The organism is Roseibium sp. (assembly GCF_965216085.1).
In the GTDB taxonomy this organism is placed as follows: domain Bacteria; phylum Pseudomonadota; class Alphaproteobacteria; order Rhizobiales; family Stappiaceae; genus Roseibium.
On record NZ_OZ244138.1, the window covers coordinates 1,116,872 to 1,143,377 of the forward strand.

General features: G+C 54.9%; 23 protein-coding genes. 5 read left to right on the forward strand and 18 right to left on the reverse strand.

Annotated elements, in window-relative coordinates; all coding sequences use genetic code 11:
* Window positions 1-102: 102 nt before the first annotated feature.
* The 6 genes from ACOOFE_RS05135 to ACOOFE_RS05160 form a co-directional block, all read right to left on the reverse strand.
* The gene (locus ACOOFE_RS05135; protein WP_420413962.1) at window positions 103-876 is read right to left on the reverse strand and encodes an inositol monophosphatase family protein; all 774 of its coding nucleotides are present in this window, start codon (window positions 874-876) and stop codon (window positions 103-105) included.
* A gap of 45 nt (window positions 877-921) precedes the next feature.
* Window positions 922-3,369, reverse strand: a complete 2,448-nt coding sequence (locus ACOOFE_RS05140) for a GcvT family protein (protein WP_420413963.1) — start codon at window positions 3,367-3,369, stop codon at window positions 922-924.
* Between the two features lie 8 nt (window positions 3,370-3,377).
* Window positions 3,378-4,259 (reverse strand): phosphotransferase, encoded by an 882-nt coding sequence (locus ACOOFE_RS05145; protein ID WP_420413964.1) that lies wholly within the window; start codon window positions 4,257-4,259, stop codon window positions 3,378-3,380.
* 3 nt (window positions 4,260-4,262) lie between these two features.
* Window positions 4,263-6,257, reverse strand: a complete 1,995-nt coding sequence (locus tag ACOOFE_RS05150; RefSeq protein WP_420413965.1) for an ABC transporter permease — start codon at window positions 6,255-6,257, stop codon at window positions 4,263-4,265.
* Complete coding sequence (locus ACOOFE_RS05155; RefSeq protein WP_420413966.1) at window positions 6,254-7,276, reverse strand: quaternary amine ABC transporter ATP-binding protein; 1,023 nt, start codon at window positions 7,274-7,276, stop codon at window positions 6,254-6,256. Before ACOOFE_RS05155 ends, ACOOFE_RS05150 begins: the two co-directional genes overlap by 4 nt.
* Window positions 7,277-7,382: 106 nt before the next feature.
* Window positions 7,383-8,330, reverse strand: a complete 948-nt coding sequence (locus ACOOFE_RS05160; RefSeq protein ID WP_141185443.1) for an ABC transporter substrate-binding protein — start codon at window positions 8,328-8,330, stop codon at window positions 7,383-7,385.
* Window positions 8,331-8,553: 223 nt separating this feature from the next.
* Between ACOOFE_RS05160 and ACOOFE_RS05165 the strand changes: the two genes are divergently transcribed.
* Window positions 8,554-9,333, forward strand: coding sequence for a DeoR/GlpR family DNA-binding transcription regulator (locus ACOOFE_RS05165; RefSeq protein ID WP_420413967.1), 780 nt, complete (start codon window positions 8,554-8,556; stop codon window positions 9,331-9,333).
* A 378-nt stretch (window positions 9,334-9,711) separates the two neighbouring features.
* On the opposite strand, the gene ACOOFE_RS05170 is transcribed toward ACOOFE_RS05165, so the two are convergent.
* The 4 genes from ACOOFE_RS05170 to ACOOFE_RS05185 are packed head-to-tail and all read right to left on the reverse strand — an operon-like array spanning window position 9,712 to window position 14,627.
* Window positions 9,712-10,758, reverse strand: coding sequence for a CaiB/BaiF CoA transferase family protein (locus tag ACOOFE_RS05170; protein WP_420413968.1), 1,047 nt, complete (start codon window positions 10,756-10,758; stop codon window positions 9,712-9,714).
* Window positions 10,755-11,087 (reverse strand): MaoC/PaaZ C-terminal domain-containing protein, encoded by a 333-nt coding sequence (locus tag ACOOFE_RS05175; RefSeq protein WP_420413969.1) that lies wholly within the window; start codon window positions 11,085-11,087, stop codon window positions 10,755-10,757. Before ACOOFE_RS05175 ends, ACOOFE_RS05170 begins: the two co-directional genes overlap by 4 nt.
* Window positions 11,088-11,090: 3 nt before the next feature.
* Entirely contained in the window at window positions 11,091-13,073 is a 1,983-nt protein-coding gene (locus ACOOFE_RS05180; RefSeq protein ID WP_420413970.1) for an acetyl/propionyl/methylcrotonyl-CoA carboxylase subunit alpha, read from the reverse strand.
* Between the two features lie 9 nt (window positions 13,074-13,082).
* A complete protein-coding gene (locus ACOOFE_RS05185) occupies window positions 13,083-14,627 on the reverse strand; it encodes an acyl-CoA carboxylase subunit beta (RefSeq protein WP_420413971.1) in 1,545 nt (514 codons plus the stop codon).
* A gap of 87 nt (window positions 14,628-14,714) precedes the next feature.
* Between ACOOFE_RS05185 and ACOOFE_RS05190 the strand changes: the two genes are divergently transcribed.
* Genes ACOOFE_RS05190 through ACOOFE_RS05200 form a run of 3 tightly spaced genes read left to right on the forward strand, consistent with a single transcriptional unit; the run spans window position 14,715 to window position 17,530 of the window.
* Window positions 14,715-15,887 carry an acyl-CoA dehydrogenase family protein gene (locus tag ACOOFE_RS05190; protein WP_420413972.1) on the forward strand — a complete coding sequence of 391 codons (1,173 nt, stop codon included), beginning with the start codon at window positions 14,715-14,717 and terminating at the stop codon, window positions 15,885-15,887.
* 3 nt (window positions 15,888-15,890) lie between these two features.
* The gene (locus tag ACOOFE_RS05195; protein WP_420413973.1) at window positions 15,891-16,919 is read left to right on the forward strand and encodes a zinc-dependent alcohol dehydrogenase family protein; all 1,029 of its coding nucleotides are present in this window, start codon (window positions 15,891-15,893) and stop codon (window positions 16,917-16,919) included.
* Window positions 16,916-17,530 (forward strand): TetR/AcrR family transcriptional regulator, encoded by a 615-nt coding sequence (locus tag ACOOFE_RS05200; protein ID WP_420413974.1) that lies wholly within the window; start codon window positions 16,916-16,918, stop codon window positions 17,528-17,530. The genes ACOOFE_RS05195 and ACOOFE_RS05200 overlap by 4 nt, the downstream gene beginning before the upstream one ends.
* A gap of 125 nt (window positions 17,531-17,655) precedes the next feature.
* Here the strand turns inward: ACOOFE_RS05200 and ACOOFE_RS05205 are convergent, their stop codons facing one another.
* The 7 genes from ACOOFE_RS05205 to ACOOFE_RS05235 form a co-directional block, all read right to left on the reverse strand.
* Complete coding sequence (locus tag ACOOFE_RS05205; protein WP_420413975.1) at window positions 17,656-17,889, reverse strand: hypothetical protein; 234 nt, start codon at window positions 17,887-17,889, stop codon at window positions 17,656-17,658.
* 183 nt (window positions 17,890-18,072) lie between these two features.
* Window positions 18,073-19,071: an aldo/keto reductase gene (locus tag ACOOFE_RS05210; RefSeq protein WP_420413976.1), complete on the reverse strand. Its 999-nt coding sequence runs from the start codon at window positions 19,069-19,071 to the stop codon at window positions 18,073-18,075.
* Between the two features lie 126 nt (window positions 19,072-19,197).
* Window positions 19,198-20,604, reverse strand: a complete 1,407-nt coding sequence (gene hydA / locus ACOOFE_RS05215) for a dihydropyrimidinase (protein WP_420413977.1) — start codon at window positions 20,602-20,604, stop codon at window positions 19,198-19,200.
* Window positions 20,601-21,884 (reverse strand): cysteine desulfurase-like protein, encoded by a 1,284-nt coding sequence (locus tag ACOOFE_RS05220; protein WP_420413978.1) that lies wholly within the window; start codon window positions 21,882-21,884, stop codon window positions 20,601-20,603. Before ACOOFE_RS05220 ends, hydA (ACOOFE_RS05215) begins: the two co-directional genes overlap by 4 nt.
* A gap of 28 nt (window positions 21,885-21,912) precedes the next feature.
* Window positions 21,913-22,650 (reverse strand): amino acid ABC transporter ATP-binding protein, encoded by a 738-nt coding sequence (locus ACOOFE_RS05225; RefSeq protein WP_420413979.1) that lies wholly within the window; start codon window positions 22,648-22,650, stop codon window positions 21,913-21,915.
* Window positions 22,650-23,321 (reverse strand): amino acid ABC transporter permease, encoded by a 672-nt coding sequence (locus ACOOFE_RS05230; RefSeq protein WP_420413980.1) that lies wholly within the window; start codon window positions 23,319-23,321, stop codon window positions 22,650-22,652. Before ACOOFE_RS05230 ends, ACOOFE_RS05225 begins: the two co-directional genes overlap by 1 nt.
* 79 nt (window positions 23,322-23,400) lie before the next feature.
* Entirely contained in the window at window positions 23,401-24,195 is a 795-nt protein-coding gene (locus ACOOFE_RS05235) for an ABC transporter substrate-binding protein (RefSeq protein ID WP_420413981.1), read from the reverse strand.
* A gap of 180 nt (window positions 24,196-24,375) precedes the next feature.
* Here ACOOFE_RS05235 and ACOOFE_RS05240 point away from each other — a divergent pair, with 180 nt between their 5' ends.
* Window positions 24,376-25,062: a FadR/GntR family transcriptional regulator gene (locus ACOOFE_RS05240; protein ID WP_420413982.1), complete on the forward strand. Its 687-nt coding sequence runs from the start codon at window positions 24,376-24,378 to the stop codon at window positions 25,060-25,062.
* Window positions 25,063-25,102: 40 nt separating this feature from the next.
* Here the strand turns inward: ACOOFE_RS05240 and hydA (ACOOFE_RS05245) are convergent, their stop codons facing one another.
* Window positions 25,103-26,485, reverse strand: a complete 1,383-nt coding sequence (gene hydA, locus ACOOFE_RS05245) for a dihydropyrimidinase (RefSeq protein WP_420413983.1) — start codon at window positions 26,483-26,485, stop codon at window positions 25,103-25,105.
* Window positions 26,486-26,506 lie beyond the last annotated feature (21 nt).

The window sequence follows — 26,506 nt, forward strand, 5'->3', positions numbered from 1 at the left end:
ACAATGTTGATAGTGAGAGCGTTTGACTTTTCGATATTGTAATTCTGTTATCAGGGCCAATGATTAACTTGTGTCGGGATACTGCCAATATGATGCCAGAACCTAGCCTGAAATTGTTTTTAGAATTTCCACATGAAGCACTCGATTAGCAGCAGATACGACAGTGCCGCCGGAGCTCAGCGTAAGCGGGTTCCCTTGCCAATCGGTCATGACACCGCCTGCCGCCTCGACAACTGCTGAAACAGCCAAAAAATCATAAGGTTGAAGGTCATAATCGATCACGGCGTCGACATGTCCGGCAGCCAGAAGTGCATGGGGATAGCAGTCGTAGGCAAACCGGCGTGTCTGGCCAACCTGCAGAAGACGGTTGAACACCAAAGGATGGTCCCGGTAGATTTTCTCGCCCTCATTGATGTAGAGGATCGCGTCTGCCAAAGCCCGCTTTTGGGACGTTCGTATCGGCTGGCCGTTCAACGTGGCGCCAATTCCCTTGAGACCTAAAAAAGTCTCGTTCAAGGCGGGCATGCAGATGGCTCCGAATTCCGGTGTGCCATTCACCATGTGCGCAAGCAAAAACCCGAAGAGCGGATGCCCGGAGAGGAAGGACCGGGTGCCGTCGATCGGATCGATGACCCACAGGCGGTCATCTTTTCCATCCTCCCGCCCATGCTCTTCGCCCAGAATACCGTGATCTGGAAAATGCTGTTTGATGTACCGGCGGATTTCGGTTTCCACCGCCTTGTCCGCTTGGGTAACCGGGCTTTCGTCGGCCTTGAATTCAACACCAAGCGCGCCCCGGAAATAGTGCATTGCGGTTTTAGACGCCAAATTGCAGATGTTTTCAGCATGGTCGGCAATCGCGTGTGCGGCCGTCATCGCATTTCCCTCCTTCAAACCTGCCGTTAGGACTGGAATGCCGGCTTAGGCTTTCACACGTTCCATTTTCGGATCGTAAAGCGGGTGAAGCGTGACGTCGCACGGCACACGCTCCGTTGCGACTTCAAGCTCATATTCTCCGGAGGTTACATATTCGGCATCAACACCATGCTGGCAACGCACATAGCCATACCCGATGGATTTGCCGACCGTGTAACCGAACCCACCGGAAGTCAGCCAGCCAACACGCTCGCCATTGCGATAGATCGTTTCACGTCCGAGCAGCACAACTGACGGGTCGACAGTAAAACACGCCAGCATTTTCTTGACGCCGTCCGCTTTTTGTTTTTCGGCCGCCGCCCGGCCTTTGAAATCCACGTCCTTGCGCAGCTTGACGGCCCAGCCCAGGCCCGCTTCAAACGGCGTGTGATCCGGTCCAATATCAGAGCCCCAGGCCCGGTAGCCTTTTTCCAGACGCAGGGATTCAATTGCCCGGTAGCCTGCATTCACCAGACCGAGATCCTGACCGGCTTCCATGAGCGCCTTGTAAACCGTCTGGGCATATTCGACGGGAAGATGCAGTTCCCAGCCGAGTTCACCAACGTAAGTCACCCGAAGCGCCTGGACAGGACAACCGGCAATGCCGATGGTGCGGATGGTGCCGAATTTGAAGCCATCGTTGGAAATATCATCGCGTGTCACCTTTTCCAGGATCGCGCGTGCCTTGGGGCCCATCAGCGACAGAACTGCATTTGATGAGGTGATGTCGAACAGCTGGCAGTGCATGCCTTGCGGGATATTGCGGCTAATCCAATCAAAGTCGTGGGTAGCAAAGCCAGTTCCGGTGACGATATAAAACTCGTCCTCGGCCACACGGGCGACGGTCAGGTCACACTCGATGCCGCCATGGTCATTTAACATCTGCGTATAGACGAGCGATCCGGCGGGCTTGTCGACATCATTGGCGCAGATCCAGTTGAGTGCTGCCGCTGCATCGGGACCTTTCAAGGCGAATTTGGCGAAGGACGTCTGATCGAACACAACAGCTGCTTCCCGGGCCGCTCTATGTTCACGCCCCACCGCTTCGAACCAGTTTTGCCGGCCAAAACTGTAGTCATCCTTGGCTGTTTCTCCCTTGGCTTCGTCCGCAAACCAGTTCGGACGTTCCCACCCTAGTTTTTCGCCGAAACATGCCCCTTGTGAAGCCAGAAGGTCGTATAGCGGAGACTTGCGGCACGGCCGGCCGGAATTGTTTTCCTCATGAGGCCAAGCCATCGTGTAGTGCTTGCCATAAGCTTCAACGGTGCGTGTGCGCACCCAGTCTGTGTCGAAATGCGGCCGACCAAAGCGACGGATATCGGCAGACCACAGGTCGAATGGCGGTTCGCCCTTGTGTACCCACTCGGCAAGCGCCATACCTGCGCCACCGCCAGCAGCAATGCCGAAAGCGTTGAAGCCTGCACCGACAAAGAAATTGCTCAGTTCCGGTGCTTCTCCGACAATGAAATTGCCGTCGGGAGTGAAACTCTCCGGTCCGTTGGTCAACATCTTGATGCCAGCGGTTTCCAGCGCGGGAACCCGGCCCAGAGAAAGCTCCATCAATTGCTCGAAATGGTCGAAGTTGCTGTCGAGCAAGGTGTAGTGGAAGCCTTGCGGAATGCCGCCGACCGCCCATGGAATGGGATTGGGTTCATAACCGCCCATCACCAGGCCACCGACCTCTTCCTTATAGTAGGTCAACCGGTCCGGATCGCGCAGCGTCGGCAACGTCGAGGTGATGCCCTCGATGGGTTCAGTGACCATAAACTGGTGTTCCATTGGTACCAGAGGCACGTTCACGCCGAACCGCTTGGCAAAATCCCGTGTCCATTGGCCAGCGCAGCAGATGACTTTTTCGCATTCGATGCGGCCATGTACCGTGACAACAGCCCGGATTTTGCCGTTTTCGATTTCGATATCCGTGACCTTGGTGTCCTCGAATATCTGCGCGCCGGCCATTCGGGCACCCTTGGCCAGCGCCTGGGTAATGTCAGATGGATTGGCCTGGCCATCGGTCGGCAAAAAGGCGGCGCCGACGACATCCGAAATGTCCATGAGTGGCCACAGGTCCTGAGCTTCCTTGGGCGTCAGCAATTCCATTGGCAGGCCGAAGCTGTGGGCCGTGGTGGCCTGGCGTTTGACCTCCGTCCAGCGTTCTTCGTTACAAGCCAGGCGCAGGCCACCATTCATCTTCCAGCCGGTGCCAAGCCCGGTTTCCTCTTCAATCTTGTTATAGAGGTCGACGGAGTACCCAAGCAGCTGCGTGATATTGGCATTGGACCGCAATTGCCCGACCAGGCCGGCAGCGTGAAAAGTCGTGCCGGATGTCAGCTTTTTTCGTTCCAGAAGAACCGTGTCGGACCAGCCCAATTTGGCAAGATGATAGGCGGTTGAGCAGCCGATAATGCCGCCGCCAATGATCACAGCCTTGGCGGTTTTAGGAAGGTTGGTCATGTCAGTCCTCAACTTAACTGGAAGTCATGAAACGCCGAGCGGAACCGCCCGAGGTTCTCGGCCGTATAAGCCGCATAATCAAAGTCGATTTCGGAGGTGATTTCCGAAACCATGCTCCACATGGTTTCCCGCAACAGAGATGCGCATTTCATGGCGCTATAGCGATGGCGCAATTCGTCCGTGACGGGCGTTTCGAAATAGGTCTCCAGCATCCAGTCTTCCTGAGACGGTGCGAGACCGTTGTTTGAGGCTAGGCCGCCAAGGTCAAACAGCGGACTGTTGAAACCGGCATAGTCGAAGTCGATCAGCCACAAACGCTGGCCATCATCCAAGAAATTGCCGCACAACAGATCATTGTGGCCAAACACTATGTCAAACGGACCGGCAGCTTGTTCCAGCTGTTCTGAGGCCTCGATGAGATCGGGTAAAAGCTTCAGATGTGCTGAGCCACGATCTTTCATAGTCGCGCCGTAGTCGCGAATGACGTGAAACACCCAGAACACGAGCGCCGGTCCACGCAAGTTTTTCGCGACATCGCGATGGCAGGTTTTGACGAGATCAAGCACCTTCGGCAAGACATCGGGGTCGCGGATATCGGCCTCCGATAGTGTCTTGCTTTCGATATATTCCAACACCACCAGATTGTCGGCCGTATGCACCACGGCTGGCGACAGGCCTGCTGCATGTGCCGCCCTTGAGGCAGCCAGCTCGTTGAACCGCATGACCTGATGCAACGGGATGTCATCTCCAACGCGGACGACATATTTCGTCTCGCCATCTTCTACGAGGTAATTCACGTTGGTGATCCCGCCGGTCAGCGGCTCGGCGCTGATCTTGCCTTGCCAGATCGGCAAAGCCTGAATGCGGGACAGCAAATCGGTTTGGCTCATTAGTCAGGTCTCCAATCCGAAACGAACGCGGGCGCCGCGGGCGCTGGCTTTCAAAATACGGTCGGCAATGATGGCGATAAATGCGATTGCAAGGCCAGCAACAAGGCCGCGCCCGGTGTCCGCCTTTGTCAGGGCGATATAAACCTCCTGGCCTAGGTCGCGGGTACCGACCAGCGCGGTGATGACCAGCATGGACAGCGCCAGCATGATGGTTTGGTTCAGCCCCAACAGGATTTCAGGCAGGGCCATCGGCAACCGGATATGGCGCAACAGCTGGAAACGCGTGCAGCCGGACACCTGGCCTGCTTCGATCAGATCCTTGCTTACACCGCGGACCCCATGAGCTGCATAGCGCACAGCCGGTGCCAGAGCATAAAGAACGATGGCGATCATCGCGGTGAAGTCACCGACGCGGAACAACATGACGACCGGGATCAGATACACAAAGCTCGGCAGAGTCTGCAGCGTGTCGATCATCAGATTGATGACCTGCCCCGCCCGTTTGTTCAAAGCGGCCAAGATACCGAGCGGGACGCCGATCAGTGTCGCCAGAATAACCGATGCCCCGCACAGATAGACCGTGACCATCGCCTTGGTCCAAAGTCCGGTAACCGCGATAAAGACCGACATGACGGCGCACATAAGCGCCAGGTTCCGTCCGCCGGCACGCCATCCCAAAAATGTGATGAGCGTGATCGCCAAGGGCCACGGAATGCCCAGAAGAACTTTCTTGATTGGCAGCATGAACCAGGTCAAGAAGAACACTTTTATGGCTTCGAAAACATCAAAGTAGTTTACATTCAGATACTTGACCGTGTCGTTCCAAAACGCTCCGGTTGTGATGGTCTGCGCGTCCGGGTATTTTAGTAGAAGCGGTGAAAACTGCCCCAAAACCCAGGTGACAAGCAGCAATCCGACGACCAGTACCGTACGGCGGTGCCGTGCGATCCAAGTACCTGATACTGGCTTGTGAACTTGCCCCATCCGCTCAGCGAAGGCTTGGCTAAGCCGGTCAACGGAGATGGCCAGGACCACGATGGCAATGCCGGCTTCAAACCCGGCACCAATATCCAGACGCCGCAGCGCTGCCAGCACATCGAAGCCGAGACCTCCTGCACCGATCATCGAGGCGATGATCACCATGTTCAGCGTCAGCATGATCACCTGGTTAACGCCCACCATCAGGGTCTGCGACGCCGAAGGCACCAGAACGCGCCACATGAGCTGGTGGTCGGTTGCGCCGGCCATGCGGCCAAAATCAACAATTTCCGGATCAACGGACCGGAGCGCCAAGGTGGTCACGCGTACCATTGGCGGAGTGGCGTAAATGATGGTTGCGACCAAAGCCGAGACTGGCCCGAAGCCAAACATGAAGAGGATCGGTACCAGATACGCGAAAATCGGCATCGTCTGCATCAAATCCAGAATTGGGGACAAGATCCGTTCGCCTGTTGGGTGGCGATAGGTCCAGATCCCCAGAAGCAATCCGCCGCCCGCTCCGATTGGAACCGCGATCATAACCGACGCCAATGTCACCATCGCGCTGTCCCATTGGCCAAAGACCGCCAAATAGACGAAGCACGCCCCAACCAAAGCCGCCAGGCCCCAGTCCCGGCAATATTGCCCGAGCGCGATGACCACCGCTGTCACGACAATCCAGCTTATGGCAGGCAAAAGGGTATAGGCATCCGCGCCTTGTCCGATGACAAACCCATCTGCCAGCAAGGCCAAAGCAAAGTGATAAGGCTGTTCGATGAGCCAGGCGATGCTACGTGTCAGATCGGTGAACGAAACCGGTCCGATGGCCGCATCTTCGACCAGCCATTTCATCGCAGCGGAGATATGTTTCTTTAAGGGGATGACCCAAGCCGATGGAAACTTGACCAGCCACCTTGCATCCAGTGCCTTGGCAAGATCCCGGCCATTGTAGCCGATGACGATGGTGGCCAGAAGCACACCCCACATCGCATACATATGCCTGTTGGCCCAACTGGTCATTTGGGTTGGCCTCGGCCGAACAAAGTGCTGGCGACAGCCGCGCGGTCAATCGAACCAACAATTTGCCCAGACGTATCTTCTACCGGGACAGGTTTGTCCGCTGCAATGATGCGCTCGGCCACGTCGGAGATTTTATCGGAGATCGTGACCGGAACTCCCTCGCCGAAGCCTCCGGACTGAAACAGCCCTCCGACCGTCAGAACTTTAGACCGCGGAATGTGGCGCGTGAATTCGGCCACATAGTCGGTTGCCGGGTTCATGACCAGATCTTCTGGCGTAGCAACCTGAATGATTTCGCCGTCCTTCATGATCGCAATGCGGTCTGCAAGACGCACCGCTTCATCAAAGTCGTGGGTAATAAAGACGATTGTTTTGTGCAACCGGGCTTGCAGGCGCAAAAACTCGTCCTGCATTTCGCGCCGGATCAACGGATCCAGGGCAGAAAAAGGTTCGTCCAAAAACCACAAGTCAGGTTCGGTCACCAGGGATCGTGCGATGCCAACCCTCTGCTGCTGTCCGCCCGACAGCTCTCGTGGATAATTGTCTTCCCGGCCTTTGAGGCCAACCAAGTCGACAACATCCTGAGCCATGGCTTCCGCTTCTGACTTTGGCACCGCCTGAATCATGAGGGGAAACATGACATTCTGCAGTACGGTCAGATGCGGAAGCAGAGCAAAGTGCTGAAAGACCATCCCCATCTTGTGGCGGCGGATCTCGATCAACTCCTGATCGCTAGCACGAAGCAGATCAACATCGTCAAAAAGAACCTCACCACCAGTTGGCTCGATCAAACGCGACAAACAGCGGACCAGCGTTGATTTTCCGGACCCCGAGAGGCCCATGATTACAAAAATCTCGCCTTCGGCAATATCAATGCTGGCGTTCCGGACCGCGCCGATCAGTCCCGCGCGCCGGATATCTTCCGCATCCGGCGCGTTGCTTTGAGCCAGAAAGGAATTGGCGTCCGCTCCGTAGAGCTTCCAGACATTCCGGCAGGACAATTTGATCCGAGACGGCATACATGCGCTCCGCAGTCACGCCTTGGCTGGCACGTGACGGTGAAAAAAAGTCGATGGGGCAAGTTATCAGGGCCAATCGGGGAACAGACGGCCCTGTTTTATTGATTTATTTTGATATCCAGCCAGACCAGCGGTCCTTGTTGGCCGTCATCCAATCTGCAACCACGGTGTCGATGTCGACTTTTTCCAGATCAGCCTTGCTCACCATGGCGCTCATTTCGTCATTTGTGATCTTATAGGCGTCAATGATGTTGTAGGCGCCAGGCCATTTTTCCTGAAGACCGGACCAGGCAGCTTTCCAGATCGGCCCACGTGGCTTGCCGCAATCATATGCCAGTTCCGGATTCACACCGACAGACGGATCAGAATAACATTCGGCAGAGTAGGGCGGGAACTCAACAAATTCGCCGTCATATTTCGCCGGAGCCCAATGGGGCACATAGACCCAGAGCATGATCGGATCTTTGCGTTGATAAGCCGATTCCAATTCGGCAAACAGCGCGGCATCTGTTCCAGCATGAACAACTTCAAAATCCAGTTGAAGCGCCTCAACACGCTCTTCGTCAAAGCCGCCCCAGGTCACGGGCCCGCCGACGTAGCGGCCATTGGGAGCAGTTTCAGCTGTTGAGAATTCCTCGGCGCAGTCTTTCAAAGCTTCCCAATTCGGCAGCCCAGGGCAGAGGTCTTTCATGTAAGAAGGGTACCACCACTCTTCGATCGCCATCAGGCCGGTTTCTCCGACGTTGACAACCTTGCCGGTACCGGTTGCTTCATCAAGGGCTTCACGGCCGGTGGTTTCCCAGATCTCCATTGCCAAATGCAGATCGCCGTTTTTCAAGCCCGCGAATTGAGCAATGTAATCTGCCTGGACATATTCGACGTTGTATCCTGCTTCCGTCAGGATGCTGCCCATGATTTTCGTGTTGATCAATTGGCCGGACCAATCGTGCAAGGTCAGCTTGATTGGATCAGATGATTCCACCGCCCCAGCCGCGGAAACAGACGTCATTAGTGCCAGAGCGACTGCACTTAATTTCGTAGCTTGAACCCTCATACCACCCTCCCAAATGTGGTTTTTTGTATTGAATTATGGCATTCAATTCGAAAATCATGTCCTGCTTTTCCGTTCAAATCAAGAAAAACCACAAAAAACCATACAAATAATGTAAGAATGGTCTAAACCCTGGACCGGAAGCGTTGAGAATGTTGCTTTATGTGGTGTTCGTGCTACAGGACGGGCGCTTCAAAACGAAATTATAATCTGAGCTCTTAAGCGCATGAACATAAAGACCAAAAATCAGCGGGAAGAGGAAATCCTGCGGGAGCTTTACAAGGCTGGCGGTTCCTGCCGCGTCAGTTTTCTGGCCAAGGAACTCGGTGTAACGCTGGAGACAATCCGGAGAAATCTGAAGACGCTGGAAGACCGTCAAATCGTCCGCAAGGTTCATGGCGGCGTGCATTTGGTCGAAGACATTCTGGAGCCGACCTTCGAAAGCCGGCTGGATAAGAAAGTTCATGCCAAAGAGGTGTTGGCCAAAGCTGTTGCGGAAACCATCAGCGATGGCGATTCCGTGTTTCTCGATATTGGATCAACAACGGCCTATGTCGCGATGGCTCTGCAAAACCACTCCAACCTGTTTGTCGTGACCAATTCCGTCTTTGTGGCAAGCACGTTGTCGACGCGGAACAACAACCGGGTTTTCATGGCTGGTGGCGAGTTGCGGCCCCATGACGGCGGCGCCTTTGGCGTGGAAGCGCAGGATCTCATCCGGCGCCTCAATGTCCGGTTCGCGATATTCTCAGTTGGCGCGATCAATGCGGATACCGGCTTTATGTTGCATGACCTGCAGGAAGCCAATCTTGCCAACATTGCAATGGAAAATGCCCAGGTCCGGATCATCGTTGCAGACGGTGAAAAACTGGGAAAACGGGCACCTGTCGCGCTACAGAACACCAGCCGAATTGATTTACTTATCACCGACCGGGATCCGCCAAAAGGTATCCGGACTATGTTGGAAGAGAACGAGATCGATCTGATCGTGGCTGACGGAGGATAGCGATGCAGATGTACGCCCTGTCATTTGAATTTTGCAATTCGCCGATGCTGGTACTCGAACGGTAGAGTATTCGGTCTTCTGACATCGTTGAAAACGGCAAGCCGCATCTGCCTTATTCAATTTCCAACCCAAATTTCGGCGAACGGCCGAATTTCAACAACCTTTCTCTAAGAGTCGCTCGGGAGAAAAACGGGGTTGCTCAGACTATGTTTGCGATTGGTTTGGCTTAGTTGAGCCTCCTATGGAACTAGGTTGCCTATTCCAAACACAGAGCATTAGAGCCGCATTACGTTTAAACCGGATCGGCCAGTCGAGACGACATTAAGAGAGAGTTGGGCGACGAATTAAACGCAGAAAAACGGCCCCTGATTGACTGTGTTACTCATCTTTACTGGCCGGTATGAATCGGGGCGCGGTAGCAACGGTTATTCCGCCGTCTTTTTGCTGGATCATTTTCCGATCCTTCATATGACCAGTTTTTCCGGCATCTTCTATTGGGATTACCCATGAAAGGCAGGCGTCGGGTGTTTCCACGGCTGTTTGCAAGGCGGTCTCGTCCATTTGCATTACCGCAGCCGCTATTTTTTGGCTCATTGCAGGCCAATTCTCCCGGTTCATCTGATCTGCAAAGATGGGATCGTCCAAATTTAGGGCTTTGCGCAGGGCGGAGTAAAACTTCGGTTCGATTGCCCCGACGGCAATGTAGTTTCCGCTTTGGGTTTGATAACAGCGATAGAACGGCGCAGCGCCGTCCAGCAAGTTGCCGCTCCGTTGAGGGGCCCAGGCACCAGCATTTCTCCAGCCGTAGTTCATGGCCATCAACAGCGCCGTGCCATCAGCCATGGCGGCATCAATCACAGACCCTTTTCCAGTCGAACGAGCAGCAATTACAGCCGCGAGAATACCAAACGCGCCCAGCATGCCTCCGCCACCAAAGTCCCCTACCAGCGAAAGTGGGGGAGGCGGCGGCTCGTCCTTTGGACCGATCGCATGAAGGGCGCCAGTCTGCGCGATATAGTTGATGTCGTGCCCTGGATGCAGGGCGAGCGGGCCTGTCTGTCCGTAGCCGGTGATCCTGCAATAGACCAAAACCGGATTGATCTTGTGACATTCCTTGGGTCCAAGTCCCAGTCGCTCCATAACGCCGGGACGATGCCCCTCAAGAAGCACATCCGTCCCTTCGAGTTTCTTCAAGACCTCGGTACGGCCTTCATCCGATTTCAGGTCGAGTGGGATTCTCCGGGCCCGGCCGCGGAGCAGAATTTCGCTGTCTCCCACATCGACACCGTTTGGTTGACCTCCGGGGCGCGTGATCCTGATGACCTCCGCGCCATGATCGGCCAGCATCATGGCGCAAAACGGCACCGGGCCAATGGCGTCAAATTCCAGAACTTTCAGCCCGGCCAGTGGTTTGAGACCGGTCATGCAGCGGTTCTCCTTCGCACGCGGGCGGCGCGTTTTCTGGAGTTGGATAAAAAACCATTCTGACGTCTCGCTTCATGCAGTAAATTCACGATCCCGGCTTCCGGCGGTGAGCCGCTCTCTCTGCAGCTCTCCACCGTAGTCCGGATACGCAAAGTGTCTCCTTGAAACACCGGCGCCGGGAAGGTCACGTTAGACATGCCCAGATAGGCAAAAGTTGTACCGAGCGTGGTTTCATTGACCGACATTCTGATCATCGTCCCAAGGGTCATAAGGGATTTTGCCAGTGGCTTTTCAAATGCGGCGAATTCTTCGAACCAAAGTCCCGCCATCGGTCAGTTCTCAGCGTTAGTCAGTTTGAGTTGAACGAGCAGAGCCCCCGTTTCAACAGTGTTCCCCGTTTCCGTTTGGATGCCTGTGACTTTTCCGGCGGCTCTAGCTTTGAGTTCCAAAAGGAGTTTCATGGATTCCATCACTGCCAGTGTGTCGCCTTCAGCCACGTCTGCTCCTAGTTCGGTGCGCAACTCAACCACCAAACCTGGCATCGGTGCCGTAATTTGATTGGGAGCTTCTGAATGGTTGTCCTGTTCCGCAGTGTCGTAGTCACCGAGGGACACGATCTGGTGAGCGGCATCGAAATCCTGACCCCAAAGATGGATTGTATTTTCTTCAATCAATGCGCCAATTGTCTGTTTGATGCCATCTTCCGTAACTGTAAGCCTGTGAGCCTCATTCCATTCCGCCTGCATCGTTTTTGTGCTGCCATTGCTGGTAATCACAAACCCTTCGGAGGTATTGGCAATTCGCACGCGATGTTCCGGATCTTTGGGATCAAGATAGGTGGTTTGAGCAGGGTGCCCCGCCTTCTGGAGCAAGCGGAAACCTCCAGCACCCTGCCAGGGCGAAGCTTGAGGTTTTGGCCGGATGTGCCATGCAAGGGCGGCAAAGGCCAGACTGTCAACTGGAGCGGGCTGCCAGCCTTCTGGCCACTCTTGTGCCAGGAAACTGGTGGAGGCGCGGCCGATCGCAAAACGTTCGCGAAGGAGAGCGTCGCGAAGAAAGGTTCGCGTGGTGGTCACACCTGCAACTTCGAGCCGCTCAAGACCTTTGGCAAGTTTTTTACGTGCCGTATTTCGATCCCGGCCGTGGGAAATCAGTTTCGCGATCAGTGAATCGTAATGTGCCCCGATGACGGATCCGGCTTGAATGCCGCTGTCAATGCGCAGCTCTGAAGCACCCGACCAGTGCAAGGCTTTCCCCGTATCAGGACGAAACCCTTTGCGTGCATCCTCTGCTGTCAGCCGCGCCTCTATGGCATGACCGGTGCAGGTTATCTGATCTTGCGAGAGTGAAAGTTTTTCGCCAGCAGCGACGCGAAGCTGAAGGTCCACCAGATCAACACCGCAGATCTCCTCGGTTACGGTATGTTCGACCTGCAGCCTTGTATTCATCTCCAGGAAGTAGAACCCTTCGGTTTCCGCCTCCATAACAAACTCTACTGTACCGGTACTATCATAGCCGATCTTGCGCCCAAGACCGACCGCGGCTGAATAAAGTGCTGCACGCGTTTCCTGGCGCAGATTTGGAGCGGGTGCTTCTTCCAGTATTTTTTGGTGGTTACGCTGCACTGAACAGTCGCGTTCGAAAAGATGTAGCATCGAGCCGTGCGTGTCGCCCAGGAGCTGCACTTCGATATGGCGCGGATTTGCAATTAGCTTTTCAATCAGCAATCGCCCATCGCCGAAGGAACGGGTAGCCTCTGTGCGGGCAGCTCTGATAGCGGCTTCCAGATCAATGGGATCAAAGACGGCACGCATGCCCTTGCCACCACCGCCTGCGTTGGCCTTTACCATAACCGGGAAGCCGATTTCATGTGCGGCGGCTACAAGCGCAGCATCGCTCTGATCTTCGCCCGAATAACCAGGTATGCAGGGAACTCCGGCCTCGAGCGCGATTTTCTTAGCTTCGATCTTGGATCCCATAGATCTGATCGCATCGATATGTGGGCCGACCCAAGTGATACCCAGCTCGGTACAGCCATGAACCAGGTCCGCTTGCTCGGACAGAAAACCATAGCCGGGATGAATTGCCTCGGCGCCGGTCACGCGGGCTGCATCCAAAATGCGGTCTGTTCGCAGATAACTCTCAGCTGCAGGGGCAGGGCCGATGTGGACAGCGTGATCCGCCATTTGGACATGCAATGCAGCTGCATCAGCGTCCGAATAAACGGCGATCGTACGCAGTCCCATTTTGCGCGCGGTGCGCATGATGCGGCAAGCGATTTCGCCGCGATTGGCAATGAGAAGGCTGTCAAACATGTCCCGTCCTCACATTCTGTAGACCGGGCGCGGACCGGTGTCCTGTTCTTCCCCCGCCGCCAAGGCAATGCAGAGACCCAGAACATCGCGGGTCTGGTTGGGTTCGATGATGCCGTCATCCCACAGCCTGGCGGTCGCATAATAAGGGTCGGACTGTTCTTCGAACTGGGCGCGGGTGCGGGAGTCCAGCTCCTGGATTTCCTCTTCGGTTGCAGGCGATTTGATGCTGGCACGGCGCAGGTCGGTTACGACTGTTGCCGCGACATCGGGGCTCATTGTCGCGATGCGTGCGTTCGGCCAGGAGAACAGAAAACGAGGCCGGAATCCCCGGCCGCACATGCCGTAATTTCCGGCACCATAGGATCCTCCAACCAGTATGGTGTATTTCGGAACCCGTGCATTCGATACGGCATAGACCAGTTTGGCCGAATGCTTGGCAATGCCTCCGCGTTCAGCTTCGGTTCCGACCATGAAACCGGTAATGTTTTGTAGAAAAACCAGCGGGATCTGACGCTGGTCACAGAGTTCTATGAAATGTGCACCCTTGACCGAGCATTCAGAAAACAGCGCGCCGTCATTTGCCAGGATGCCCACTGGGTAACCGTGAATTTGGGCAAAACCCGTGATCAGGCTTTTGCCGTAATCAGGCTTGAACTCTGAGAATTCTGAGCCGTCCACCAGAGTCTTGATCAACGCCCGCATGTCGATCGGATGTTTTAGATCTACAGGCGCATGATCCTGGGTTTCACCATGCAGGGCCAATGGAGGTTTGCCGACTTGCTTGGGAGATGAGACCTTGCGGTTGTCACCCAGGTTGGCAATGATCTCACGCAGTTTTTGAAGTGCAGATTCCTCATCCGGCGCAATATGATCGCTGACACCGGAAACCTGTGTGTGCATCTCGGCACCGCCTAATGTTTCGCCGTCAACAATCTCATTGATGGCTGCTTTAACGATCGGAGGGCCACCCAGGTGAATTCGGCCGGTCCCTTTGACCATAATGACCTGATCTGACAGGGCGGGAATATAGGCACCGCCCGCTGTGCAGCCGCCGAAAACCACCGAGATTTGCGGGATACCAGCAGCTGACATTTGGCACTGACGCCAGAAACCGCCACCGAAATGATCCTTATCGGGAAAAACACGGTCCTGCTCAGGTAGAAAGGCTCCGCCACAATCCACCAGGTAGATGCAGGGCAGCCGGTGCTGTTCAGCAATCTCCTGAGCACGTGAATGCTTGCGCACTGTTTCGGCAAAGAAGGATCCACCCTTGGTGGTCGCATCATTGGCGATGAGCATGCAAGGACGATCATGGATCATGCCGATACCTGTGACGATCCCGGCGCTGGGCACCTCACCACCATAGAGTCCATGTGCTGCCAGGGGGGACAATTCCAAGAACGCTGTTTGGGGATCGACGATCATTTCGATGCGCTCCCGTACAAACAATTTCCCGCGTTCGGCATGGCGGGCGCGAAACTTCTCTCCGCCCCCTTGAGACGCGCCTCGGAGTTTTTTCCGCAATTCATCGACCAAATCCGTGATCGCAGCCATCGCCGACTTCCTCGTTTCAATTTTCGAGATTGATTTTCTACCTAACGACCGTTAGAAATTCTGTCAACAAACAAAGGAGCAGCCAAGGTGACCACACCCGGATTTGATGCCACCACATCCAGCAGTTTCTTCTTTGATGAAGAGCATCACATGCTCCGCGCCCAAGTGCGGCGCTTTGTTGAAGAGGAAATCAAGCCTCATGCAGATGTGTGGGAGGAGGAAGGTGCCACACCGCGAGAGTTGCTCAGAAAAATGGGTGCCTTGGGTTTTTTTGGCGTCACCTATCCGCACCAGTTCGGCGGTTCAGACATGGACGAACGCGCAACCGTAGTCCTGGCCGAGGAGCTTGGGCGTTGCACTTATGCCGGAGTAGCAATTACAGCGCTTGTGCATACGGATATGGCGTCCGTACATATTTTCAATGCCGGCACTGATGCGCAGAAACAGAAATACCTCCCCCGTGTGATTTCCGGTGAAATCATTACAGCGGTGGGAATTACCGAGCCTGATGCGGGGTCGGACGTAAAAGGCATACGAACGAATGCCCGACGTGAAGGAGACCACTACGTTTTGAATGGTGCGAAGACATTCATCACAAACGGAGTGCATGGCGATGTCTTCTGCATTGCTGCCAAAACGGATCCGCAGGGGGCTCCAAGCCAGAGCGTGACCATGTTTATCGTCGAAAAGGGCATGGAAGGCTTTTCTGTGTCGCGCTCACTCAAGAAACACGGCTGGAACAGCTCGGACACCGCCGAGCTTTCTTTCGTTGATGTCCGGGTGCCTCAAGAAAACGTGCTTGGGCAGGAGGGGCGCGGGTTTTACGAGATCATGAAGAATTTCCAGAACGAGCGGTTGGTTCTTGGCGCCATGGCCATGGGGGAAGCGCAGGCCGCCTTGGAACTGACGGTGCAATACACGAAAGACCGCAAGGCATTTGGAGAACCGCTTTGGGCAAAACAAATGATCCGGACCCGTCTGGCCGAATTGGCCTCCAAAGTTGAGGCTGGACGGCACATGATTTATGCGACAGCGGCACGGTCCGCCATGGGCGAAAGCCTGGTGCGGGAGGTGTCCATGATCAAATCCTATTGTGGAGAGTTGGTGAATGAAGTCATGTACGCCTGTGTTCAATTCCATGGCGGCATGGGTTTCATGCGGGAAAGTACAATAGAGCGCATGGCGCGCGATGCTCGGGTTCAGGCCATTGGCGGAGGAGCCACTGAAGTGATGCTGGAAGAAGTCGCGAAGCGGATGTGATTGATGCAAAGCTGGAGTTTTAAAGAGGGTTTTGGCCTCGACAATCTGGTGAAGACCGACGAGGTGATGCCTGAAGTCGGCCCGCGGGACGTGTTGCTTGAAATGCATGCGGCGTCTCTGAATTACCGGGATCTGGTCGTGATGCAAGGTGGGCACGGCCGCACCGTCGCTCCGCCACTTGTTCCTTTATCCGACGGGGTGGGCAAAATTATTGCTACCGGTCGACAGGTTGCGGACTTTGCTGTGGGCGACCGTGTTTGTCCGGCATTTTATCAGCACTGGTACGGTGGGGCTCCACCTGCCAATCTTGATAAAGGTCGGCTTGGTGGCCCGCTTGACGGTGTATTGGCAACACACCGGGTGTTTGCAGCGGAGACATTGGTGCGGATCCCAGAATATCTCAGTGATGCCGAAGCTACCGCGTTGCCCTGCGCAGGCGTGACTGCTTGGAGCGCATTAAATGAGCCCACGTCGCTGCGGTCTGGGGAAACGGTCCTTGTTCAGGGAACGGGAGGCGTTGCACTGATGGCACTGCAACTTGCAAAGGCCATGGGCGCACGGGTGATCATGACCACCTCAACACCTGCGAAGGCGAAGCAGTTGCGTGAACTTGGGGCAGATGATGTTATCGACCGCTCCAAGGTCTCCAATTGGCACCACCTTGTGCAGGAGATGACAGAAGGTAGGGGAGTTGACCGTGTTCTGGAACTTGGAGGCGCGACCACACTGAATACATCGGTTAAATCTGTGAAGACAGGCGGCACAGTTCTGTTGATCGGTAATGTGACAGGAAATGTCGCCGAGCTCTTTCTGCCGTTGCTGCTATCGCGTCGCATTACCTTGCATGCTGTCTCCGTCGGTTCACAGGAAACTTTCCGGTCTCTTTGCAAGGTATTGCAGTTTCATCGGATCAGACCGGTCATCGGCAAGCTGTTTGATTTTGATGATGCGCTATTGGCCTTTGGCGCTCTTGAGTCAGGTGAAGTTTTCGGGAAGGTATGTGTTTCCTGCCAGCCGGACAGAAACAAGTGACCGGAACTCCGCAACAGCGCCCAAGAACGAAAGCTGCAATAGCGCGTCAGGAGATCCTGGCCATTGCCGCACGCAAGATGCGCCAGAATGGTTATGCGGACATGTCATTGCGGGACTTGGCAGCAGAAGCGGGCATGAAAGCCGGGAGCCTTTATTATCATTTTCCGTCAAAGGATGCCCTCGCAACAGAGGTTATGCGTCTTGGTGTTGAGGTGGTTCAGCGGGCCGTACGCGATGCTTTGCAGCATCAGCCTGATGCCTCACCGCGCGACCGCCTTGTCACGGCGATGCGTGTCCACCTTGAAACCCTGCTGTCGGCGATCGATTTTTCATCAGCGCACATCCGTTGTTATCCCTTCGTCCCGGAAAAGGTCCGCGCCGAGTTGACCGCCGTGCGCAGGGGATATGATCAGGACTGGACCATTATCATCGGTGCCTACCTGGGCGGTTCGGCAGATGAAATTGAGGTACGCCATATGCGCTATACTCTGTTAGGGGCGCTCAATTGGTCGCTTGAATGGTACGATCCGGAGCGTGACAGTGTTGATAAGTATGTCGCTTCACTCGCAAAATTGCTGCCGGAAAAACAGGGTTTGGGTCATGATGTCTGAACCCGCCTTTGATCCTGGATGTTTTTTCAGGTGACGGCGCCAATAAACTGTCAAACAGTTGGCTAATGAGAGCGTCGTACCTTTATAGGTAACCTGGTTGTTGGCAGACTTGGCGCGGCTTGGCGTCAAAGCGACGCGAATTTCACTTTCACACCACGCTGGCGGAAATACGCCTGTAAAAGCTTTCGGCCGGAACGGTTGTTCTGAACGAGCTGCGTCGGATCTATGATGGCTTCTTTCAAACCTTCATTCTTCATCGCCGACTTGAGAGCCTCAATATGTATATCGATGTCTTCGTTGTCGGCTTGCAGGGATTCATAAACGCGGTTTATTGCTTCTGCTACGGTCAGTTCGCTCACTACTGCAGTCCTAATGTTGTTTGGCAAGCGAGTATCACACACTCGGGTTTTATGCCAAACGGATTGTACAAGCGTGTCGAGCCCAGTAATGGCTCGCGTATGCAAGCACAGCGCTCGGCAGTATGAGCTGCCTATGTGCTTGCTTTTGCGTTAGTCAAGCGCGTTGCCAATGTCTCGCTCATTTCAGCAATATCGTTCTGGGCCAATCCATTGTGCGTCTGAATACCGGTCACCATGAGCCCAACCGACAGGTAGAACGGTCTCCAAACGATCAAGATCCGCTTCTTTAAGGCTCAGGGATGCTCCGGAAATGCACTCGCGCAAGTGGTTCACCGACCGTGTGCCTGGGATCGGGATCACATGTGGACCACGGGACAGCAGCCAAGCATTTGCAAGCCCTGCAGCTGTTGTGCCCATTTCTGCCGCGAGGTTCCGGAACCCCTCCAATATATTCAGGTTCTCGGTCAGATTCGGTTCCATGAAACGTGGATTGTCTGCAAGGAAGGGCAGGCTCGGGATGCGCTCCCGAGGGATTGGATGATCAGTTAGCAGCGAGCGCCCGACAGGTGAAAAGGCCACCAGGGCCACTCCGAGTTCAGCACAAGCTTGAACCAGTCCAAGATCAGGAAATCGTGTCGATAAGGAATACTCCGATTGCACGGCGGTTATCGGAAAAGCTTTCATTGCGCGCCGGAGAGTAGAAGGGGCCACTTCTGACAGGCCAATCGCACGGGCCTTGCCCTTTTTGACCAGCCGGCCAAGGTTCGCTGCGGTTTCTTCCGGTGTGAAACGTGGATCCCGGCGATGGGCATAAAAGAGGTCCACACACTCCACGCCGAGACGTTTCAACGACTTATCCAGTTCGGCTTCCAGGTGTTCTGCCGAATTGTCAAAACTTCGGTTGCCGTCCGGGTCGCGGGTGATGCTGGCTTTTGTTGCGATGATGAATTCGCGCCGTGCGCCCGGATTGGCTTTCAGATAGGTGCCGATGGCGTTTTCTGACTTCCCCATCCCATAGACATTTGCCGTGTCCAAGTGGGTAACACCGAGATCACGGCAGGCATCGAGGACTGCGTGGCTCTCTGTCTCGTTCGTTGGGCCGTACATGTCGGAGAAAGACATAGCGCCAAACCCGATTGCACCTATCTCCGGGCCGTTGACGCCAAGTTTGCGTTTTTCCAATTTCCTTCTCCCTACCGAAACAACCGATGTAGTCCTTCATAATCTAACGGCTTGTCCGCCAAATGATATGAGGCAAGGTCATGCGGTTTGAGACTTATCAAAACATCCTAAGGATGGGCGCATTTTTCACAGCTGGCCACGACCGCGCGAAAGATACTTACCGTATCCCTTGTCCATCATAAGCTTGCCCTTCTCCATTGCGAGTTTGCCACGCAAAAGGCTACGTACCGGCCAGCCGGTGATCTCCATACCTTCATAGGGTGTATAATCCGCACCATGTTTAAGGTCGTCATTCGTTATGATGCGTTTCAGGTCTGGATCCCAGAGGGTTAGGTCGGCGTCCGATCCAATCGCAATCGTGCCCTTTTGCGGATACATCCCGTAGAGTTTTGCGTGGTTGGTCGACGTCAGTGCAACGAACCGGTTGAGATCAATCCGGCCCGATTTTACGCCTTCGGAAAACAGGATCGGGAGCCGCGTTGCTACACCTGGAATACCGTTCGGGATCCAGCGGAATGACTGTTGTCCATTTTCATTCATCTTGCCTGCCGGGTCATCGAACCGGAAGGGGCAGTGATCGGACGAAAACAGATCGAACACACCGGTTTCCAGACCGGTCCAGCACGCCTCCTGACTCTGTTTGTCACGCGGGGGTGGGGAACAAACGTATTTTGCGCCCTCAAAGTCGTCCAGGTCGAGATCATCGGCCGTCAGCACCAGATATTGCGGGCAAGTCTCACCGGCGATTTTCTGGCCGCGTGTCCGTGCCCTTGAGATTTCCTCCATGGCTTGCTGGTTCGAGACATGAACGATGACGATGGGCACATCGACGATTTCCGCGAGGGAGAGGGCGCGATGGGTGGCTTCACGCTCGGCCGCAATCGGCCTGGAGGTGGCATGATGATAAGGTGCCGTATGCCCGTCGGCCTCACGCCTGCCAATCAGGTATCGGATTGCATCTTCGTTTTCACAATGAACAAGAACGATCTGGCCGGACCGTTTGGCTGCATCAAGGGTTGTCAGGATTTCATCATCTCTCAACCGGAGCCCCTCATAGGTCATGAAGACCTTGATGGATGTATAGCCTTCTTCGGCAAGTGCCGGCATCTCCTGACCCAGAACCTGAGGGGTCGGGTCGGAGACGATGATGTGAAAGCTGACGTCCGTATAACAGTTGCCATCGGCCAAGTCGTGATAGGAGCTGAGGGCTTGCCGGAGCGAAATACCTTTCTCTTGCAAGCAAAACGGCATGACAGTGGTGTTGCCGCCGAGCAAGGCAGATCTGGTTCCGCTCTCAAAGTCGTCGGCCATGACGATGCCGTCGCCGGACGGTTGGGAGATATGGACGTGACTGTCGATCCCCCCAGGCATGACCAATAGCCCGGTGGCATCGATCTCGGTTTCACTTCTTGGCAAATCCGCCCCGATGGCCGCGATCACCCCACCGTTGATCCCGATATCGGCTTTATACGTGTCAGCAGCCGTAACGATAGTGCCACCCCGGACGATCGTGTCGAACGTGAATTCTTTCATGCTGACACCTTCTGATCAGCCGGAGTTGTCGCTCCTGCGTTTAAAACAGCGTCGAGGGCATCCGTCAGCCGATCAATTTCGTCAAGCGTGTTGTAATGGACCATGGAGACACGAACGACTCCGCCGGATTTTGAAAGGTCAAGCTCTTCGATCAGGCGCCGGGAATGAAAATCGCCATGCCGGATCGCAACCTTCGCGTGGTCTATTTCCCGGCAAATGGCCTCGGAAGACCAACCTTCAACCGTAAATGCAATTGTCGGGATGCGAGTGCCGCGATCAATGGTCTCTTGCCCGATAATCTTTATCTCTGACCGGCCGCGCGCCCAGTTCAGGAGCCTTTCTGTGAGTACGTCTTCGTGGGCTGCCACGGCCGCCATCGCGGCTTCTATCTTCGCTCGCGGCGTGCTGTTTTCACGTGCATCGCATTTTTCGCCCAGTTCCTGCAGATAGGAAACGATGCCGGTCAGCGAGTAGGCAAGCTCATAATTTGGGTTGCCGGCCTCGAGTTTGCCAGGAACTTTCTCTTTGCCATAAAAGTAGTGGTAGAGCGTGTCGAGCTCCAACAGGAGATCGTATTTGCCATACATCACCGCGGTATGGGGGCCGTAAGTCTTGTAGAGGCTGAAGATGTAGTAGTCGGCATCAAATGCCTGCACATCTATAGCCCGGTGCGGCGCATAGGCGACGGCGTCGACACAGAGCCTAGCTTCCCGCTCATGAACGAAATCAGCGATTTCGCGCACCGGATTGATTTCGCCCAATATGTTTGAAACATGATGAACCGCAACGAGACGGGTGCGGGGCCCCATTAGTTTTTCAAGGTCTTCCAGACGAAGCGTGAGGCTGACTGGATCGACTTCCCAAACCTTGATGACAACGCCAAACTCCTCCAGCCGGCGCCATGGGCCGATATTGGATTCGTGATCTACGTTGGTGACAATCACCTCGTCTCCTGGGGCGAGTTGCCGGCGCATGGCTTCGGCAAGGTTTTGCACCAAAACAGTGGTGGAATGGCCGAAGACGATTTCTTCCGGGTGTGCGGCGTTGACGAGCAACTGTCCGGCTTTGCGGGCATCCATAAGTGCAGCCGCAGCGGCTTGGGATCGCTCGTAACTCCCACCAATTTGGACGTTTTTTTGAAATAGGAACTCGTTTATCCGGTCGACCGCCGGTTTCAGGATCTGCGATCCGCCGGCGTTGTCAAAAAAGACCCAATCCGAACGTAGCGCGGGAAACTGTTCCCGCACCCAGGCAATGTCCAGTGGTTGGTTGGTATGCATCTGTGGCTCCAGCATGAGGCTGCTTCTATCAGTGGTTCAAGACTGCGCTCAGAAAGTCGCGCGTCCTTTCTTCTTTTGGGGCGTCAAAAATCTGTTCAGGTGTTCCCGCTTCAACAATCTGGCCACCGTTCATGAAAATCACCCGGTCCGCGACCTGGCGGGCAAATCCCATTTCATGTGTCACCACAATCATGGTGACACCGGTGCCTGCCAAGGTGCGCATGACATCCAGCACTTCACCGACCATTTCCGGGTCCAGGGCAGAGGTTGGTTCATCAAACAGCAAAACCCGCGGCTCCATGGCGAGCGCGCGGGCAATCGCCACACGCTGCTGCTGGCCACCGGACAATTGACCGGGGAACTTGTCTGCCTGCTCGGAAATCCCGACACGCTTGAGAAGGTCCAATGCCTTGGCTTCTGCGTTCTTGGACGAGGACTTGCGGACCCGCATCGGCGCCAGCATGACGTTTTTCAAGACACTCATATGCGGGAAAAGATTGAAGGACTGGAAGACCATGCCGACTTCCGCCCGGACCTGGTCAAGGTTTGGACCTGGCTGGACCGGTATTCCATCCACGCGTATCGTGCCGCCCTCCGCATAGGTCTCCAAAAGGTTGATGCAGCGAATTAGTGTAGACTTGCCCGAACCCGAGGGGCCGATAACACAGACAACCTCGCCCTCGGTGATGTTCAGGTCGATGTCGGTCAGCGCAGCGAAATCGCCATAGAACTTCGCAACGTTCTCAATTTCGATGATGTTTCGCATCAGGCGCCCCTCTGATTGAGCCGGTTTTCAAAGCGCGACACGAGGGCGACAAGCGGCCACAAGAACGCCAAGTAAATGATAGCTGCGCCGATCAATGGCGTAGGATTTGCCGCAAGTGCCTGTGCTTGGGTGGCTTGTTTCAAAAGATCCGGCATGGCGACCACGGATGCCAACGCTGTATCTTTCATCACGTTGATGCAATTGTTGGTCAGCGGAGGAATGACAATCTTGATTGCTTGAGGCAAAACGACGTCAACCATCATGTCCTTGTAAGAAAGACCAAGCGCCCGCGAGGCTTCGAATTGGCCCTTTGGAATGGCCTGAATCCCAGCCCTGAAGATTTCTGCAGTGTATGCGCCGGAGACAAGGGTCAGTGCGACGACGGCAGACAGGAACGGCGACAAGCGGATCCCGATGAACGGCAAGGCGTAATAAACAATGATCAGAAGCACCAGTAGCGGGATGGACCGAAAGATGTCGATGTAGATCATGACCGGCAGACGCAGTGCTGCGGGTGCATACATGCGCACAAGAGCCAGGCCCAAACCGAGAACCAGGCCGGATACAATGCTGGTTATTCCAATTTGAAGTGTCACGATGAGGCCGCTTATGAGAAGCGGAAATGTTCGAACGAGCACGGGAACATTAAAGAACGTCTCGAAGAGATCCATGAGTTTTCCGAGATAAGATTCAAGAACACTTGATGTCAGGTTTGGGCGGCCCGTCTCGCGCCGCCCATCTTCGAAGCGCTTAGAGTTTCGGCATTTCCAGGATTGAGACAGTCGACGTGGTTTCTTCAGGCTGGGCGCCAAACCACTTCTCATGAAGGCCGGAGATGAAGTTTTCTTTTTTGAGCTCGGTCAAAACGTCATTGACCTGGGTTGCGAGCTCTGCGTCCTTTGCGAACATCATGGAATACTGTTCACCGGTGGTGATCCGCTCCACAACGGCGAGGTTAGGTTTGTCCTTAGTGTAGTAGAGCAGGGCCGGAATATCGCTGACGTAGCCGTCAATTCGGCCTGCGGTCAGGTCCAGCATTGCGGGTGCAAGGCCCTCATAACGGCGAATTTCGCCAAATCCGTATTTGTCCGAGTTTTCCGTCGCCCAGATATCTCCGGTGGACCCTGTGTCGACACCGATAACCTTGCCGTTCATGTCGTCGACAGACTTGAGACCACTGCTTGCCGCTACGGTCAGCGATTGATCGCTATCGTAGTAAGGCTGTGCGAAAGAGACTGATTCCAAACGTTTCTTGGTGATGGTGATCGACGAAACCGCCATGTCGATCCGTCCGGACTGAACAGCTGAGAAAAGCCCGTTAAAGGGAATGTTTTCAAATGCAATTGTCTTGCCGAGCCGATTAGCGACCTCTGTCGCGAGATCGACTTCAAAACCAACCGTTTTTCCGGTTTCGTCCTGAAATTCCCACGGCACGTTTCCAATGTTTGCGCCAACGGTCAGATCTGCTGCGGACGCGGTGGTGATGGATGCGACTGCGGCAAGCCCGGCAACTGCAGCGGCCTTAAACAAAGAGTGAAATGACATTTGATTTCCCCTGGAAGGTGTTTATTGGTCTAACTGGTCTGACCAGTTAGACCAATAAACAAGTCGATCCCTTTCAACGCAAGCCCAAAAATGATGCTGAATGCGCAATGGGCAGCTAAAAGACGACAAAGACGGCTTGGAAACCGCTAAAGTCCGGTCAGAGACAAAACGAAAGCACTTATGTTTACACGTACGCCCGTTCCGCAGAGCATTGCCCGCAAGCTTCAGGAAATGATCCTGAGCGGAGATTTAAAAAGCGGAGAGAAGATTCCATCTCAGCGGGAATTGTCGGAAAAATTCGGCATCAGCCGCGCGTCGTTGCGGGAAGCCTTGCTTACGCTTGAAACGATCGGATTGATCAAAACTGAAGCTGGCCGTGGCACCTTTGTTGTCGGGGCCGGTGCTAGCAGAGCCATGTCCGAGTGGAAGTTTTCCGGCAAGCATTCCCTTCGAGAGGTTTTTGAAACCAGGCTGGTCTTGGAAGGCGAGGTGGCGGGCTATGCCGCCGGCCACCTCTCAGGCGATGACTTGAAACACCTTTTGGATCTCACCAATAGAATGGAACAAGCCTGGTCGGACCGTGATTTCTTGAGCAATGTGGATGCCGATCTCGAATTTCACGATCTCATCGCCCGCAAGTGTCAAAATCGAATGATTGCCCGGCTTTATGATCAAGTTCGCGAACTTGTCACCGAAACGCAGCGTCAGCCGATCCCTATTACTGATCCGGCCCGAATGCGCGCGTCCTTGTCAGAACATAGGGCAATCGTCGAGGCGCTCGGATCCGGAGATGCCGAAGCGTCGCGTGCCGCAATGCGCCAGCATGTCGTTAATACGGCCTGTTGTGCGGGATTTGATATTGGCTAAGTGCAGATCCGTGTCGCCAGGCCTGCCATTCTCTCTGTCGTCAATCTTGGGAAGCCATATCCAGATGCCGGCCGCTGCCAGGTGAAGATAGAATCGCACCGTTCTGCACGACTGTTTCGCCACGTCTTAAGACTGTCTCCGGATAACCCTTGAGGACTTCGCCGGCAAAGGGGTTGTAGCCAACGTTGTCATGCAGCGCGTCGGGGAGTTTGTGTGTCCGTTCCGGATCCCAAATAACAAGATCTGCGTCTTTGCCGATGCCAAACGAGCCTTTAGTTTTGAGACCGAAGACTCTCGCGGGCGCTGCCGCAGTGAGTTCGACATACCTGGCCAAGCCACCACGGTCGTTTGAGACCATGGCGTCGAACAAGAGAGGCAAACGAAGCTCTAATCCTGGCTGGCCGTTTGCGATCTTGGGGAAAGGTGCATCCGGCCCGTGCCGGAACTTTCCACTTTCATCCATCCGGTAAGGAGCGTGATCTGAGGTCACGAGCTCGAGGTCTTGGCCAAGTGCGGCCCACAGGGCGTCCTGATCTTCCTTCTGTCTTTGCGGCGGGCTGCAGAGGAATTTTGCGCTGTCCGGTCGATCAAGAATCTCTTCCGTTTGAAAGAGGTAATGCGTGCAGGTTTCGGCGTGAATTTTGGCGCCGCGTGCTTTTGCCTTGCGGACGACTTCGACACCTTCTTTTGTTGAGATGTGGAAAATCATCACCCGCGCGCCGGTGAATTCCGAAAACCGGCACATGCGCTCGATCGCCTCGATCTCCGCTAGTCGCGGGTGGGACTGGGCGTGGTATCGCGGCGCGGTTTTGCCCTCCGCCAGAAGGGTGGCTGTGGCATCGCGGATCATGGCGTCGTTTTCCGCATGCACACACACCAGCGCGCCCGCATCCCTTGCCGTGCGCAAAGTGGTCAGGATTTCGCTATCCTGAAGGCGGACCTTGTCATAGGTGGTGAAGATCTTGATAGACCGATGCCCATCAGCGATGGCTGTTTTCAGATCATCAACATTGTCGCCGGACGTGTCCGCAACAATCATATGAAAGGCGTAATCCGTCATCGCGCCAGCAGCGGCAAGTTTGCTGTAGTCTACCAGGACATCGCGAATGCGCATGCCCGGGTGTTGCGCGGCAAAGGACACTGTAGTTGTTGTGCCGCCATGGAGTGCCGACCGGGTTGCTGTTTCGAACGTGTCGGCATTCATCACGCCGGCTCCGGACATTTGTTCGATATGGCAGTGGGTATCCACGCCGCCAGGCAGGACAATGCGCCCCCGGGCGTCGATTTCCGTGTTTCCTTTGGGTAAGTTGAGGCCGGTTGCTGCAATGCGCCCATTCACAATGGCAATATCGCCCTCGGCGTGCCCTAGTGGATCTCCAAGAACGCCATTGCGGATCACTGTGTCGTAAACGGGTGGGGTCATGCATCGCTCCTCTTTGCAAAA